The organism is Kosakonia sp. MH5, from assembly GCF_009935945.1.
GTDB classification, from domain to species: domain Bacteria; phylum Pseudomonadota; class Gammaproteobacteria; order Enterobacterales; family Enterobacteriaceae; genus Kosakonia; species Kosakonia radicincitans.
On record NZ_QODH01000021.1, the window covers coordinates 1 to 15,059 of the forward strand.

Below are 15,059 nucleotides of genomic sequence, written 5' to 3' on the forward strand. Positions count from 1 at the left end.
CGATGGTCTGCGTTTCGCAATCCGTGAAGGCGGCCGTACCGTTGGCGCGGGCGTTGTGGCAAAAGTTCTCAGCTAATCGCTGATAACATTTGACGCAATGCGCAATAAGAGGGCATCATTTGATGCCCTTTTTGTACGCTTTCGAACCAGAACCTGGCTCATCAGTGATTTTTTTTGTCATAATCATTGCTGAGACAGGCTCTGTTGAGGGCGTTAGTCCGAATCTCGCCAGAGCATTTCGGTTTGGTTGCCTCGCTTATGCGGGGCAAAAATGTTTGTCTGAATTCTTGTGACAGGTTGGTTTATGAGTGCGAATACCGAAGCTCAAGGGAGCGGGCGCGGCCTGGAAGCGATGAAGTGGGTTGTTGTTGCTGTACTGCTGCTCGTGGCTATCGTTGGCAACTATCTTTATCGTGACATGATGCTGCCACTCCGCGCGCTGGCAGTTGTTATTCTGATTGCTGCAGCAGGTGGTGTCGCGCTGTTGACGACGAAGGGTAAAGCGACCGTTGCCTTTGCCCGTGAAGCGAGAACCGAAGTACGTAAAGTGATTTGGCCTACTCGTCAGGAAACGTTGCACACCACATTGATCGTGGCTGCGGTAACCGCAGTCATGTCACTGATCCTGTGGGGACTGGATGGTATTCTGGTTCGCCTGGTTTCCTTTATCACTGGCCTGAGGTTCTGAGATGTCTGAAGCTCCTAAAAAGCGCTGGTACGTCGTTCAGGCGTTTTCCGGTTTTGAAGGCCGCGTAGCAACATCGCTGCGTGAGCATATCAAATTACACAACATGGAAGAGTTGTTTGGCGAAGTTATGGTTCCAACCGAAGAAGTGGTTGAAATCCGTGGCGGCCAACGTCGCAAAAGCGAACGTAAATTCTTCCCCGGCTACGTGCTTGTCCAGATGGTAATGAATGATGCCAGTTGGCACCTGGTACGCAGCGTTCCGCGCGTTATGGGCTTCATCGGTGGTACGTCCGATCGTCCCGCGCCGATTAGCGATAAAGAAGTCGATGCGATTATGAACCGCCTCCAGCAGGTCGGTGATAAGCCGCGTCCGAAAACGCTGTTTGAGCCAGGCGAAATGGTTCGCGTTAGCGACGGTCCGTTCGCTGACTTTAACGGCGTGGTTGAAGAAGTGGACTACGAGAAGTCCCGTCTGAAGGTTTCCGTTTCTATCTTTGGTCGTGCGACTCCGGTAGAACTGGATTTCAGCCAGGTAGAAAAAGCTTAATTCTTCGGCGATCAAACGTTGCACAAGGCGTGAAATTGACATACAATTTCGCGCCTTTTGTTTTTACGGGCGATATGCACGTAAAACATCTTTAACACGGGGAGCCTTTAGGGGCGCTATACCCAAACGAGGAAATTTCAATGGCTAAGAAAGTCCAGGCCTACGTCAAGCTGCAGGTTGCAGCTGGCATGGCAAACCCGAGCCCGCCAGTCGGTCCGGCTCTGGGTCAGCAGGGTGTTAACATCATGGAATTCTGTAAAGCGTTCAACGCCAAAACAGAATCCCTGGAAAAAGGTCTGCCAATTCCGGTAGTTATTACCGTTTACGCTGACCGTTCCTTCACTTTCGTTACCAAAACGCCTCCGGCAGCAGTTCTGCTGAAGAAAGCGGCTGGTATCAAGTCTGGTTCCGGCAAGCCGAACAAAGACAAAGTGGGCAAAATCTCCCGCGCTCAGCTGCAGGAAATCGCTCAGACTAAAGCCGCGGACATGACCGGTGCTGACATTGAAGCGATGACTCGCTCAATCGAAGGTACTGCACGTTCCATGGGCCTGGTAGTGGAGGATTAAGAAATGGCTAAACTGACCAAGCGCATGCGCGTGATCCGTGACAAGGTTGATGCGACTAAACAGTACGACATCAACGAAGCCATTGCTCTGCTGAAAGAGCTGGCCACTGCTAAATTCGTAGAAAGCGTAGACGTTGCCGTTAACCTCGGCATCGACGCGCGTAAATCTGACCAGAACGTACGTGGTGCGACTGTACTGCCGCACGGTACTGGCCGTTCAGTTCGCGTTGCCGTATTTACCCAGGGCCCGAACGCTGAAGCTGCTAAAGCGGCTGGCGCAGAGCTGGTAGGTATGGAAGATCTGGCTGACCAGATCAAAAAAGGCGAAATGAACTTTGACGTTGTTATTGCTTCCCCGGATGCAATGCGCGTTGTTGGTCAACTGGGCCAGGTTCTGGGTCCGCGTGGCCTGATGCCGAACCCGAAAGTTGGTACTGTAACTCCGAACGTTGCTGAAGCAGTTAAAAACGCTAAAGCCGGTCAGATTCGTTACCGTAACGACAAAAACGGCATCATCCACACCACCATCGGTAAAGTGAACTTTGACGCTGACAAACTGAAAGAAAACCTGGAAGCTCTGCTGGTTGCGCTGAAAAAAGCCAAACCGACTCAGGCGAAAGGCGTGTACATCAAGAAAGTTAGCATCTCCACCACCATGGGTGCTGGTGTTGCGGTAGACCAGGCTGGTCTGAGCGCAGTAGCGAACTAAGATTCGCCTTTACGTGGGTGGTGAATTTGTCTACAATCTTACCCCCACGATTTGCTAGCGTAAGTTAGCAAGAAAAGATTTGTTCGTTGGAGCCTGGCCTATCCAGGCCTCCGTCGAAGACCGCAGGTGTTTCGTAAGAAGCTTAATTCCCTGCGTAGACGGTGACAGAACCTAAAGATTATTTTTAAAGTACTCTTTGGCTTGTTTCTGCTCACCGTATTAAGACGCTCTTTTCTTTGAAAAGAGTGAAGTGAGTTCCAGGGCATGAGCCCTGGCAAACATCCAGGAGCAAAGCTAATGGCTTTAAATCTTCAAGACAAACAAGCGATTGTTGCTGAAGTCAGCGAAGTAGCCAAAGGCGCGCTGTCTGCGGTTGTTGCGGATTCCCGTGGCGTGACCGTAGATAAAATGACCGAACTGCGTAAAGCAGGTCGCGAAGCTGGCGTTTACATGCGTGTTGTTCGTAACACCCTGCTGCGCCGTGCTGTTGAAGGTACTTCTTTTGAGTGCCTGAAAGACGCGTTTGTTGGTCCGACCCTGATTGCATACTCTATGGAACACCCGGGCGCTGCTGCTCGTCTGTTCAAAGAGTTCGCGAAAGCGAATGCAAAATTTGAGGTCAAAGCCGCTGCCTTTGAAGGTGAGTTGATCCCGGCGTCCCAGATCGATCGCCTGGCAACCCTGCCGACCTACGAAGAAGCAATTGCACGCCTGATGGCAACCATGAAAGAAGCCTCTGCTGGCAAACTGGTTCGTACTCTGGCTGCTGTACGCGATGCGAAAGAAGCTGCTTAATCGCAGTTTTCTTTATAAAGCATTTGCTTACGTATAAACTTATTCTGATATTCAGGAACAATTTAAATGTCTATCACTAAAGATCAAATCATTGAAGCAGTTGCCGCTATGTCCGTAATGGACGTTGTAGAACTGATTTCTGCAATGGAAGAAAAATTCGGTGTTTCTGCTGCTGCTGCTGTAGCTGTTGCTGCTGGCCCGGCTGCTGAAGCTGCTGAAGAGAAAACTGAATTCGACGTTATTCTGAAAGCCGCTGGCGCTAACAAAGTTGCTGTTATCAAAGCAGTACGTGGCGCAACTGGCCTGGGTCTGAAAGAAGCTAAAGACCTGGTAGAATCTGCTCCGGCCGCTCTGAAAGAAGGCGTGAGCAAAGATGACGCTGAAGCTCTGAAAAAATCTCTGGAAGAAGCTGGCGCTGAAGTTGAAGTTAAATAAGCCAACCCTTCCGGTTGCAGCCTGAGTAATCAGGCTGATGGCTGGTGACTTTTCGGTCACCAGCCTTTTTGCGCTGTAGAAGGTGCCGGTAGCGTTTCACACTGTTTGACTACCAGTAGCCTTTACAATGCTTGTTTCTATCGACGACTTAATATACTGCGACAGGAGCTCGCTTCTGTGTAAATCGCAATGAAATGATTTAAGCGTGATAGCAACAAGCATTGCGGAAAGTGCTCCACTTTCCGGTCAAAAAAATAGTGTTGCATAAACTGTCCTTTCGACGGGCAGAGTGGGTCGACTTGTCAGCGAGCTGAGGAACCCTATGGTTTACTCCTATACCGAGAAAAAACGTATTCGTAAGGATTTTGGTAAACGTCCACAAGTTCTGGATGTTCCATATCTCCTTTCTATCCAGCTTGACTCGTTCCAGAAGTTTATCGAGCAAGATCCTGAAGGGCAGTACGGTCTGGAAGCGGCATTCCGCTCCGTGTTCCCGATTAAGAGCTACAGCGGCAATTCGGAACTGCAATACGTCAGCTACCGTCTTGGCGAACCTGTTTTTGACGTTAAAGAGTGTCAGATCCGTGGCGTAACTTATTCCGCTCCGTTGCGCGTAAAACTGCGTCTGGTGATCTACGAGCGCGAAGCGCCGGAAGGCACTGTTAAAGATATTAAAGAACAAGAAGTCTACATGGGCGAAATTCCGCTCATGACCGACAACGGTACCTTTGTTATCAACGGTACTGAGCGTGTTATCGTTTCTCAGCTCCACCGTAGCCCAGGCGTCTTCTTTGACAGCGATAAGGGTAAAACCCACTCATCTGGTAAGGTGCTTTATAACGCACGTATTATTCCTTACCGTGGGTCCTGGCTGGACTTCGAATTCGATCCGAAAGATAACCTGTTCGTTCGTATCGACCGTCGTCGTAAGCTGCCGGCTACCATTATCCTGCGCGCATTGAACTACACCACTGAGCAGATCCTTGACCTGTTCTTTGAAAAAGTGGTCTTTGAGATTCGCGACAACAAGCTGCAAATGGAACTGGTGCCGGAACGTCTGCGCGGCGAAACTGCGTCCTTCGACATCGAAGCGAACGGCAAAATGTATGTTGAGAAAGGCCGCCGTATTACCGCGCGCCATATCCGTCAGCTGGAAAAAGACGAAATTCAACATATCGAAGTTCCGGTTGAGTACATCGCGGGTAAAGTGGCGTCTAAAGACTACATCGACGAATCCACTGGCGAACTGATCTGCCCGGCGAACATGGAACTGTCGCTCGATCTGCTGGCCAAGCTGAGCCAGGCGGGCCACAAACGTATCGAAACGCTGTTTACCAACGATCTGGACCACGGTCCGTACATCTCTGAGACTGTACGCGTCGACCCGACCAACGATCGACTGAGCGCGCTGGTAGAGATCTACCGTATGATGCGTCCGGGTGAACCGCCGACTCGTGAAGCGGCTGAAAGCCTGTTTGAGAACCTGTTCTTCTCTGAAGACCGCTACGATCTGTCTGCGGTTGGTCGTATGAAGTTCAACCGTTCTCTGCTGCGCGACACCATCGAAGGTTCCGGTATCCTGAGCAAAGAAGACATCATCGAAGTGATGAAAAAGCTCATCGGTATCCGTAACGGTATTGGTGAAGTGGATGATATCGACCACCTCGGCAACCGTCGTATCCGTTCCGTTGGTGAAATGGCGGAAAACCAGTTCCGTGTTGGCCTGGTGCGTGTAGAGCGTGCGGTGAAAGAGCGTCTGTCTCTGGGCGATCTGGATACCCTGATGCCGCAGGATATGATCAACGCCAAGCCGATCTCCGCAGCCGTGAAAGAGTTCTTCGGTTCCAGCCAACTGTCTCAGTTTATGGACCAGAACAACCCGCTGTCCGAGATTACGCATAAACGTCGTATCTCTGCACTCGGCCCAGGCGGTCTGACCCGTGAGCGTGCAGGCTTCGAAGTTCGAGACGTTCACCCGACCCACTACGGTCGCGTATGTCCGATCGAAACGCCTGAAGGTCCGAACATCGGTCTGATCAACTCCCTGTCCGTGTATGCACAGACTAACGAATACGGCTTCCTCGAAACGCCGTACCGTAAAGTGACTGACGGCGTGGTAACTGACGAGATCCATTACCTTTCTGCAATTGAAGAAGGTAACTATGTTATCGCTCAGGCGAACACCAACCTGACGGAAGAAGGTCGTTTTGTAGACGATCTGGTGACCTGCCGCAGCAAAGGCGAATCCAGCCTCTTCAGCGCAGACCAGGTTGACTACATGGACGTTTCTACCCAGCAGGTGGTTTCCGTCGGTGCGTCCCTGATCCCGTTCCTGGAACACGATGACGCCAACCGTGCATTGATGGGTGCGAACATGCAACGTCAGGCGGTTCCGACTCTGCGCGCTGATAAGCCGCTGGTTGGTACCGGTATGGAACGTGCTGTTGCCGTTGACTCCGGTGTAACCGCAGTTGCGAAACGTGGCGGTACCGTTCAGTACGTGGATGCTTCCCGTATCGTTATCAAAGTTAACGAAGACGAGATGTACCCGGGTGAAGCAGGTATCGACATCTATAACCTGACCAAATACACCCGTTCTAACCAGAACACCTGCATCAACCAGATGCCGTGTGTTTATCTGGGTGAGCCAATTGAGCGCGGCGACGTGCTGGCAGACGGCCCGTCCACCGACCTCGGTGAACTGGCACTCGGCCAGAACATGCGCGTAGCGTTCATGCCGTGGAACGGTTACAACTTCGAAGACTCCATCCTCGTCTCCGAACGTGTTGTTCAGGAAGATCGTTTTACAACGATCCACATTCAGGAACTGGCGTGTGTGTCCCGTGACACCAAGCTGGGGCCGGAAGAGATCACCGCTGACATTCCGAACGTGGGTGAAGCTGCGCTCTCCAAACTGGATGAATCCGGTATCGTTTACATCGGTGCGGAAGTGACCGGCGGCGACATTCTGGTTGGTAAAGTAACGCCGAAAGGCGAAACTCAGCTGACGCCAGAAGAGAAACTGCTGCGCGCGATCTTCGGTGAGAAAGCGTCTGACGTTAAAGACTCTTCTCTGCGTGTGCCGAACGGTGTCTCCGGTACTGTTATCGACGTTCAGGTCTTTACCCGCGATGGCGTGGAAAAAGACAAACGTGCGCTGGAAATCGAAGAGATGCAGTTGAAGCAGGCGAAGAAAGATCTGTCTGAAGAACTGCAAATCCTCGAAGCTGGCCTGTTCAGCCGTATCCATACCGTGCTGGTTTCCGGCGGCGTTGAAGCTGAGAAGCTCGACAAACTGCCGCGCGACCGCTGGCTGGAACTCGGCCTGACCGACGAAGCGAAACAAAATCAGCTGGAGCAACTGGCTGAGCAGTACGACGAACTGAAACACGAGTTCGAGAAAAAACTTGAAGCGAAACGCCGCAAAATCACTCAGGGCGACGATCTGGCACCGGGCGTGCTGAAGATTGTTAAGGTTTATCTGGCTGTTAAACGTCAGATCCAGCCTGGTGATAAGATGGCAGGTCGTCACGGTAACAAAGGTGTTATTTCTAAGATCAACCCGATCGAAGATATGCCTTACGATGAAAACGGCACGCCGGTAGACATCGTACTGAACCCGCTGGGCGTACCGTCTCGTATGAACATCGGTCAGATCCTCGAGACCCACCTGGGGATGGCTGCTAAAGGTATCGGCGACAAGATCAACGCCATGCTGAAACAGCAGCAGGAAGTCGCGAAACTGCGCGAATTCATCCAGCGTGCATACGATCTGGGCGCTGACGTTCGTCAGAAAGTTGACCTGAATACCTTCAGTGATGAAGAAGTTCTGCGTCTGGCTGAAAACCTGCGCAAAGGCATGCCGATCGCAACGCCGGTATTCGACGGTGCGAAAGAGTCCGAAATCAAGGAACTGTTACAGCTGGGTGGCCTGCCGACTTCCGGTCAGATCACTCTGTTCGATGGTCGTACCGGTGAGCAATTCGAGCGCCAGGTTACCGTCGGCTACATGTACATGCTGAAACTGAACCACCTGGTTGATGACAAGATGCATGCGCGTTCCACCGGTTCTTACAGCCTGGTTACTCAGCAGCCGCTGGGTGGTAAGGCACAGTTCGGTGGTCAGCGCTTCGGTGAGATGGAAGTATGGGCACTGGAAGCTTATGGTGCCGCTTACACCCTGCAAGAAATGCTTACCGTTAAGTCTGATGACGTGAACGGTCGTACCAAGATGTATAAAAACATCGTGGACGGCAACCATCAGATGGAACCAGGTATGCCGGAATCCTTCAACGTACTGTTGAAAGAGATCCGTTCTCTGGGTATCAACATCGAACTGGAAGACGAGTAATTCTCGCTCAAACAGGTCACCGCTGTCGGGGTAATACCCGGCAGCGGAATGTGCTAACTCCGACGGGAGCCAATCCGTGAAAGACTTATTAAAGTTTCTGAAAGCGCAAACTAAAACCGAAGAGTTTGATGCGATCAAAATTGCTCTGGCTTCGCCAGACATGATCCGTTCCTGGTCTTTCGGTGAAGTGAAAAAGCCGGAAACCATTAACTACCGTACGTTCAAGCCTGAGCGTGACGGTCTTTTCTGCGCCCGTATCTTTGGGCCGGTAAAAGACTACGAGTGCCTGTGCGGTAAGTACAAGCGCCTGAAACACCGTGGTGTGATCTGTGAGAAGTGCGGCGTTGAAGTGACCCAGACTAAAGTACGCCGTGAGCGTATGGGCCACATCGAGCTGGCGTCTCCGACTGCGCACATCTGGTTCCTGAAATCTCTGCCGTCCCGTATCGGCCTGCTGCTGGATATGCCGCTGCGTGATATCGAACGTGTTCTGTACTTCGAATCCTATGTGGTTATCGAAGGCGGTATGACCAATCTGGAACGCAACCAGATCCTGACCGAAGAACAGTACCTGGACGCGCTGGAAGAGTTCGGTGACGAATTCGACGCAAAAATGGGCGCCGAAGCTATTCAGGCTCTGCTGAAAAGCATGGATCTGGAGCAAGAGTGCGAACAGCTGCGCGAAGAACTGAACGAAACTAACTCCGAAACCAAACGTAAGAAGCTGACCAAGCGTATCAAGCTGCTGGAAGCCTTCGTACAGTCTGGTAACAAACCGGAATGGATGATTCTGACCGTTCTGCCAGTGCTGCCGCCGGACCTGCGTCCGCTGGTTCCGCTGGATGGTGGTCGTTTCGCTACGTCGGATCTGAACGATCTGTACCGTCGCGTGATCAACCGTAACAACCGTCTGAAACGTCTGCTGGATCTGGCGGCGCCGGACATCATCGTACGCAACGAAAAACGTATGCTGCAGGAAGCGGTAGATGCCCTGCTGGATAACGGTCGTCGCGGTCGTGCGATCACCGGTTCCAACAAACGTCCGCTGAAATCTTTGGCCGATATGATCAAAGGTAAACAGGGTCGTTTCCGTCAGAACCTGCTCGGTAAACGTGTTGACTACTCCGGTCGTTCTGTAATCACCGTAGGTCCATACCTGCGTCTGCATCAGTGCGGTCTGCCGAAGAAAATGGCGCTGGAACTGTTCAAACCGTTCATCTACGGCAAGCTGGAACTGCGTGGCCTCGCCACCACCATTAAAGCCGCGAAGAAAATGGTTGAGCGTGAAGAAGCTGTCGTTTGGGATATCCTGGACGAAGTTATCCGCGAACACCCGGTACTGCTGAACCGTGCGCCGACTCTGCACCGTCTGGGTATCCAGGCATTTGAGCCGGTACTGATCGAAGGTAAAGCTATCCAGTTGCACCCGCTGGTTTGTGCGGCATACAACGCCGACTTCGATGGTGACCAGATGGCTGTTCACGTACCGCTGACGCTGGAAGCCCAGTTGGAAGCGCGTGCGCTGATGATGTCTACCAACAACATTCTGTCTCCGGCGAACGGCGAACCTATCATCGTTCCGTCTCAGGACGTTGTACTGGGTCTGTACTACATGACCCGTGACTGTGTTAACGCCAAAGGCGAAGGCATGGTGCTGACTGGCCCGAAAGAAGCTGAGCGTATTTACCGCGCTGGCCTGGCCTCTCTGCATGCGCGTGTTAAAGTGCGTATCACCGAATATGAAAAAGATGCTAACGGCGAATTCGTTGCGAAAACCAGCCTGAAAGACACGACCGTTGGTCGCGCCATTCTGTGGATGATCGTACCGAAAGGTCTGCCTTTCTCCATCGTCAACCAGGCGCTGGGCAAGAAAGCGATCTCCAAAATGCTGAACACCTGTTACCGCATTCTGGGCCTGAAACCGACCGTTATTTTTGCTGACCAGACGATGTACACCGGCTTTGCTTATGCAGCGCGTTCAGGTGCATCCGTTGGTATTGATGACATGGTCATCCCGGCGAAAAAACACGAGATCATCAGCGAAGCGGAAGCCGAAGTTGCTGAGATTCAGGAGCAGTTCCAGTCTGGTCTGGTAACCGCTGGCGAACGCTACAACAAAGTTATCGATATTTGGGCTGCGGCGAACGATCGCGTATCCAAAGCGATGATGGACAACCTGCAAACCGAAACCGTAATTAACCGTGACGGTCAGGAAGAGCAGCAGGTTTCCTTTAACAGCATCTACATGATGGCCGACTCCGGTGCGCGTGGTTCTGCAGCCCAGATTCGTCAGCTTGCTGGTATGCGTGGTCTGATGGCGAAGCCGGATGGCTCCATCATCGAAACGCCAATCACCGCGAACTTCCGTGAAGGTCTGAACGTACTGCAGTACTTCATCTCCACGCACGGTGCGCGTAAAGGTCTGGCGGATACCGCACTGAAAACAGCGAACTCCGGTTACCTGACTCGTCGTCTGGTTGATGTGGCGCAGGACCTGGTGGTCACCGAAGACGATTGTGGCACCCTCGAAGGGATCGTCATGACGCCGGTTATCGAAGGTGGCGACGTTAAAGAGCCGCTGCGCGATCGCGTTCTGGGTCGTGTGACTGCGGAAGACGTTCTGAAGCCGGGTACTGCTGATATCCTGGTTCCGCGTAACACGCTGCTGAACGAACAGTGGTGTGACCTGCTGGAAGTCAACTCCGTTGACAGCGTCAAAGTACGCTCCGTTGTATCCTGTGACACCGACTTTGGTGTATGTGCGCACTGCTACGGTCGTGACCTGGCGCGTGGCCACATCATCAACAAAGGTGAAGCTATCGGCGTTATCGCGGCACAGTCCATCGGTGAGCCGGGTACACAGCTGACGATGCGTACGTTCCACATCGGTGGTGCGGCATCTCGTGCGGCTGCTGAATCCAGTATCCAGGTGAAAAACAAAGGTAGCATCCGCCTGAGCAACGCGAAGACGGTTGTTAACTCCAGCGGCAAACTGGTTATCACCTCCCGTAACACTGAGCTGAAACTGATCGACGAATTCGGTCGTACCAAAGAAAGCTATAAAGTGCCTTACGGTGCGGTAATGGCGAAGGGTGATGGCGAGCAGGTTGCTGGCGGTGAAACCGTTGCAAACTGGGATCCGCACACCATGCCGGTTATCACCGAAGTGAGCGGTTTCATTCGCTTCACCGACATGATCGATGGCCAGACGATTACCCGTCAGACCGACGAACTGACCGGTCTCTCCTCGCTGGTGGTTCTGGATTCTGCAGAACGTACTACTGGTGGTAAAGACCTGCGTCCGGCGCTGAAAATTGTTGATGCGCAGGGCAACGACGTTCTGATCCCGGGTACCGACATGCCTGCGCAGTACTTCCTGCCGGGTAAAGCGATCGTTCAGCTCGAAGATGGCGTACAGATCAGCTCTGGTGACACCCTGGCGCGTATTCCGCAGGAATCCGGCGGTACCAAGGATATTACCGGTGGTCTGCCGCGCGTTGCGGACCTGTTCGAAGCACGTCGTCCGAAAGAGCCGGCAATTCTGGCTGAAATCAGCGGTATTATTTCCTTCGGTAAAGAAACCAAAGGTAAACGCCGTCTGGTGATCACGCCGGTTGACGGTAGCGATCCGTACGAAGAGATGATTCCGAAATGGCGTCAGCTCAACGTGTTTGAAGGTGAACGCGTAGAACGTGGTGACGTGGTTTCCGACGGTCCGGAAGCGCCGCACGACATTCTGCGTCTGCGTGGCGTTCACGCGGTAACCCGTTATATCGTGAACGAAGTACAGGACGTTTACCGTCTGCAGGGCGTTAAGATCAACGATAAGCACATCGAAGTTATCGTTCGTCAGATGCTGCGTAAAGCCACCATCGTTAACGCAGGAAGTTCCGACTTCCTGGAAGGTGAGCAGGTTGAATACTCTCGCGTTAAGATCGCCAACCGCGATCTGGAAGCGAACGGCAAAATCGCTGCGACCTATGCACGCGATCTGCTGGGTATCACCAAAGCGTCTCTGGCAACCGAGTCCTTCATCTCCGCGGCATCGTTCCAGGAGACAACTCGTGTGCTTACCGAAGCAGCCGTTGCGGGCAAACGCGACGAACTGCGCGGTCTGAAAGAGAACGTCATCGTGGGTCGTCTGATCCCGGCCGGTACCGGTTATGCGTACCACCAGGATCGTATGCGCCGTCGCGCCGCTGGCGAACTGCCGGCAGCTCCGCAGGTCACTGCAGAAGATGCGACTGCGAGCCTGGCAGAACTGCTGAACGCAGGTCTGGGTGGTTCCGACAACGAGTAATCGTTATGCCTAATAAAAAACCCGCTTCGGCGGGTTTTTTTATGCCTGCAATACAAGGCCGTGTTTGCGGTATTTGTCGCGTCAATTACGCAGTGGCAGACGACGGTACAGCTCAATCATGTCACCTGCCAGATCCTGAATCACCATCGCGTTCATCAGATGATCCTGCGAATGGACGGTAATCAGATTGACCGGCAGTTTGCCTGTCCCTTCATCCAGACCGATTAACTGAGTCTGAATTTTGTGCGCGGCTTTAACGAATTCCCGCGACTCTTCCATCGCCTGTTCCGCCGCGTCAAAATCGCCTTTACGTGCCTGTTGCAGTGCGGTCAACGCCTGGCTGCGCGCGGCGCCCGCGTTAACCAACAGTTCCATAATGATGGTTTCTAAATCTTCCATGCGCTCACTCCAGAAGCTTAAGGGCTTTTTCAAGTACGACATCGCCTTTCATCATGCCGTAATCCATCATGTCGATAACCGCCACCTTTTTCCCCAGCGGCTCCGCCTGCGCCTGCAATTTTGCCTGCTCGTATTTCACTTGTGGCCCCAGCAACACGATATCCGCCGTTGCAATCTCGTCCTTAAATTCCGCAACGGGAACCGCTTTGATAGAAACTTCGACCCCTTTCTTCTGCGCTGCATCTTTCATCCGCTGCACCAGCATGCTGGTGGACATACCCGCAGCACAACATAAAACGATGTTTTTCATAGTCAGCCTCGTGTTGATGGGATAGTTGATAATTATCCAGCGCAGTTGAGATCAACAACCGCTTTACCGTGATTGTGTGTATGGCATCACAAAGAAACCCTGCTTCACCTGAAACCGGTTACAATTGGTGCAACGATGCGCGCACTAATTAGCATTCGTCAGTAGAATCCGGTTCTTACCCTGCTGCTTGGCTTGATACAACGCTTCATCAACTCCGGTGACGAGTTGCTCCAGCGACTCCATGTGCCACTCGCCGAGCCCGGCGCTGAAGGTAACAATCAGGCCGTCTTCACGCCAGCCACGATTTGCTACGTTGCTTCGCCACTCTTCAAGGTAATCCTGTGAATTTTCAATATGCGTCTCAGGGAAGATCACTGCAAACTCTTCTCCGCCGCAGCGATAAAGCGAAATGCCATGCGGCTGCATCACTTTCAGCCCTTCACGCGCGACATTGCGCAGGACAATATCACCACTTAAATGACCCCACGTATCGTTGATGGACTTGAAGTTGTCGATATCCACCAGTGCCAGTGAAAACGGTTGGTGATCGTTCATCAGGGAGGCAATATCGGCATCAAAAGCGCGCCGGTTTTTGCAGTTGGTCAACGCATCAATAGTGGCCTGGCGCACCCATGATTGTTCGCGCTCTTTGTTACTTTTGATCGCTTTGCTCAGCATAGCTTCCAGCTTCGGCGCCCGTTTTACATCGCCCGTGTTGATGGCATTGATGATATTGATTAGTACGGTCCTTGAGGCATGACGAAGGTAAAGCCCGAACAGAATAATCACGACGGCTGCCGTACCAAAACCCCAGCCGACGATCATGGTCGCGTGGCGGGTAAGGTTATTCAGCGTGCTGTCGTGAACCTTGTAGATGGCAAGCCAGTCCGGGTTGGTAAAGGCATAGTAGTAATACCAGGTTGCGCTTTTTTCATCGTAAACAGAGCCTTCTCCGCCGGTCATTGCCGCCAGCAGTAACGGGCTGATAAATGCTTTAAACAGCGAACTGGTATCCGGATGCAGCATCGCTTTGCCTTCACGGTCGACCACGAAAAACTCCCCCTGCATCGGTGCCTGCATCGTACGCAGTGTGAAACTCATCGAAACCAGATCGAGATGGAATGCCAGCGTTCCCTTCAGCTTGCCGTCAAGGGAAATCACCGGTTTATAGAGGCTCACTGTCGGGTTATGAGTGAAGTAATCCGTATACGTGTCGGTGTAGTGGTTAAACATGCTGGACTCTGCCTGATGCATAAACCACGGGCGTGTGCTGGCATCGAAACTATCGCTTACGCTGCCTGCTATCACCTGCGGAGCGCGCAGATACCTTCCCTGTGAATCCGCAAGCGAAATAGAAGAAACCGTCGGCATTAGCGCCAGCAGCTTCATCATTAATTGCAGACCCTGCTCGCGATTGCCGTTGACGGTTTCATCTAAATTATTGCCTTGCGCTAAAAATAGCGCGGCGCGATTAAGGATGTAGTCATTTTCCCGCAGGATCGACTGGGCATGGTTCACAGCCAGGTTATGGGTGAAGTTACGGTTAATGTCCTGATATTGTTCCAGCATCTCTTTGCGCTGACTGAAGATAACCAGGATGGCGATCATCACAAATCCCGCGAAGATCCCGATAAAGCTCACCAGAATGGGGGCGGTGAAAGAGAGTTGTCGACTATGAATTTTCATATCCTTGAGCATTCATCATAAAAGTGGCAGATAAAGTATAGGGGGCTGGAAGAAAGATGCAGGCAGCCGAACGGTATGTTGTCAGTCCGTTGTAGGGAAAATTATATCGCCAGCAGATGTTGCTATGGCTAAGTATCGTTCGCTACAGTTGTAATGGGTGGTGTATGTCAATGTGCATGGTTTTTTATTCCGTTGGAGGGAAAACGGAGCGATATGAGGGGAGAGTAAAGCGATCGCTCCGGTCAGACAGTGAAGCTGACACAGACACCAT

The 15,059-nt window shown here is 52.3% G+C and carries 12 protein-coding genes; 9 read left to right on the forward strand and 3 right to left on the reverse strand.

Translation table 11 applies throughout. The features are described 5' to 3' along the window. The 9 genes from DK872_RS26465 to rpoC form a co-directional block, all read left to right on the forward strand. Nucleotides 1-76 (forward strand): elongation factor Tu (locus DK872_RS26465; RefSeq protein WP_072164356.1); only part of this gene is annotated, 76 nt, incomplete at its 5' end. Between the two features lie 228 nt (nt 77-304). After that, entirely contained in the window at nt 305-688 is a 384-nt protein-coding gene (gene secE, locus DK872_RS26470) for a preprotein translocase subunit SecE (protein WP_003033128.1), read from the forward strand. 1 nt (nt 689) lies between these two features. Further along, a complete protein-coding gene (nusG, locus tag DK872_RS26475; protein ID WP_006816549.1) occupies nt 690-1,235 on the forward strand; it encodes a transcription termination/antitermination protein NusG in 546 nt (181 codons plus the stop codon). Between the two features lie 140 nt (nt 1,236-1,375). Next, nucleotides 1,376-1,804, forward strand: a complete 429-nt coding sequence (rplK, locus tag DK872_RS26480; protein ID WP_008503452.1) for a 50S ribosomal protein L11 — start codon at nt 1,376-1,378, stop codon at nt 1,802-1,804. Nucleotides 1,805-1,807: 3 nt separating this feature from the next. After that, nucleotides 1,808-2,512 carry a 50S ribosomal protein L1 gene (gene rplA, locus DK872_RS26485; protein ID WP_035890285.1) on the forward strand — a complete coding sequence of 235 codons (705 nt, stop codon included), beginning with the start codon at nt 1,808-1,810 and terminating at the stop codon, nt 2,510-2,512. A 297-nt stretch (nt 2,513-2,809) separates the two neighbouring features. Next, nucleotides 2,810-3,307, forward strand: coding sequence for a 50S ribosomal protein L10 (gene rplJ, locus DK872_RS26490; RefSeq protein WP_035890288.1), 498 nt, complete (start codon nt 2,810-2,812; stop codon nt 3,305-3,307). Nucleotides 3,308-3,373: 66 nt separating this feature from the next. After that, entirely contained in the window at nt 3,374-3,742 is a 369-nt protein-coding gene (gene rplL, locus DK872_RS26495; RefSeq protein WP_035890291.1) for a 50S ribosomal protein L7/L12, read from the forward strand. Between the two features lie 322 nt (nt 3,743-4,064). Beyond that, nucleotides 4,065-8,093 (forward strand): DNA-directed RNA polymerase subunit beta, encoded by a 4,029-nt coding sequence (gene rpoB, locus DK872_RS26500; protein WP_035890293.1) that lies wholly within the window; start codon nt 4,065-4,067, stop codon nt 8,091-8,093. A gap of 76 nt (nt 8,094-8,169) precedes the next feature. Next, nucleotides 8,170-12,393, forward strand: coding sequence for a DNA-directed RNA polymerase subunit beta' (gene rpoC, locus DK872_RS26505; protein WP_035890294.1), 4,224 nt, complete (start codon nt 8,170-8,172; stop codon nt 12,391-12,393). Between the two features lie 81 nt (nt 12,394-12,474). On the opposite strand, the gene DK872_RS26510 is transcribed toward rpoC, so the two are convergent. The 3 genes from DK872_RS26510 to DK872_RS26520 form a co-directional block, all read right to left on the reverse strand. Further along, nucleotides 12,475-12,792, reverse strand: coding sequence for a PTS lactose/cellobiose transporter subunit IIA (locus tag DK872_RS26510; RefSeq protein ID WP_035890295.1), 318 nt, complete (start codon nt 12,790-12,792; stop codon nt 12,475-12,477). A gap of 4 nt (nt 12,793-12,796) precedes the next feature. Further along, nucleotides 12,797-13,102: a PTS sugar transporter subunit IIB gene (locus DK872_RS26515; RefSeq protein WP_035890299.1), complete on the reverse strand. Its 306-nt coding sequence runs from the start codon at nt 13,100-13,102 to the stop codon at nt 12,797-12,799. Between the two features lie 144 nt (nt 13,103-13,246). Further along, on the reverse strand, nt 13,247-14,788 hold the full coding sequence (locus DK872_RS26520) for a sensor domain-containing diguanylate cyclase (protein WP_161519087.1): 1,542 nt from the start codon (nt 14,786-14,788) through the stop codon (nt 13,247-13,249). Nucleotides 14,789-15,059: the final 271 nt, after the last annotated feature.

What these genes read in the sequence shown, in the direction of transcription:
- secE (WP_003033128.1), top strand. Translation starts at nt 305, where the DNA reads ATGAGTGCGAATACCGAAGCTCAAGGGAGCGGGCGCGGCCTGGAAGCG.
- nusG (WP_006816549.1), top strand. Translation starts at nt 690, where the DNA reads ATGTCTGAAGCTCCTAAAAAGCGCTGGTACGTCGTTCAGGCGTTTTCC.
- rplK (WP_008503452.1), top strand. Translation starts at nt 1,376, where the DNA reads ATGGCTAAGAAAGTCCAGGCCTACGTCAAGCTGCAGGTTGCAGCTGGC.
- rplA (WP_035890285.1), top strand. Translation starts at nt 1,808, where the DNA reads ATGGCTAAACTGACCAAGCGCATGCGCGTGATCCGTGACAAGGTTGAT.
- rplJ (WP_035890288.1), top strand. Translation starts at nt 2,810, where the DNA reads ATGGCTTTAAATCTTCAAGACAAACAAGCGATTGTTGCTGAAGTCAGC.
- rplL (WP_035890291.1), top strand. Translation starts at nt 3,374, where the DNA reads ATGTCTATCACTAAAGATCAAATCATTGAAGCAGTTGCCGCTATGTCC.
- rpoB (WP_035890293.1), top strand. Translation starts at nt 4,065, where the DNA reads ATGGTTTACTCCTATACCGAGAAAAAACGTATTCGTAAGGATTTTGGT.
- DK872_RS26510 (WP_035890295.1), bottom strand. Translation starts at nt 12,792, where the DNA reads ATGGAAGATTTAGAAACCATCATTATGGAACTGTTGGTTAACGCGGGC.
- DK872_RS26515 (WP_035890299.1), bottom strand. Translation starts at nt 13,102, where the DNA reads ATGAAAAACATCGTTTTATGTTGTGCTGCGGGTATGTCCACCAGCATG.
- DK872_RS26520 (WP_161519087.1), bottom strand. Translation starts at nt 14,788, where the DNA reads ATGAAAATTCATAGTCGACAACTCTCTTTCACCGCCCCCATTCTGGTG.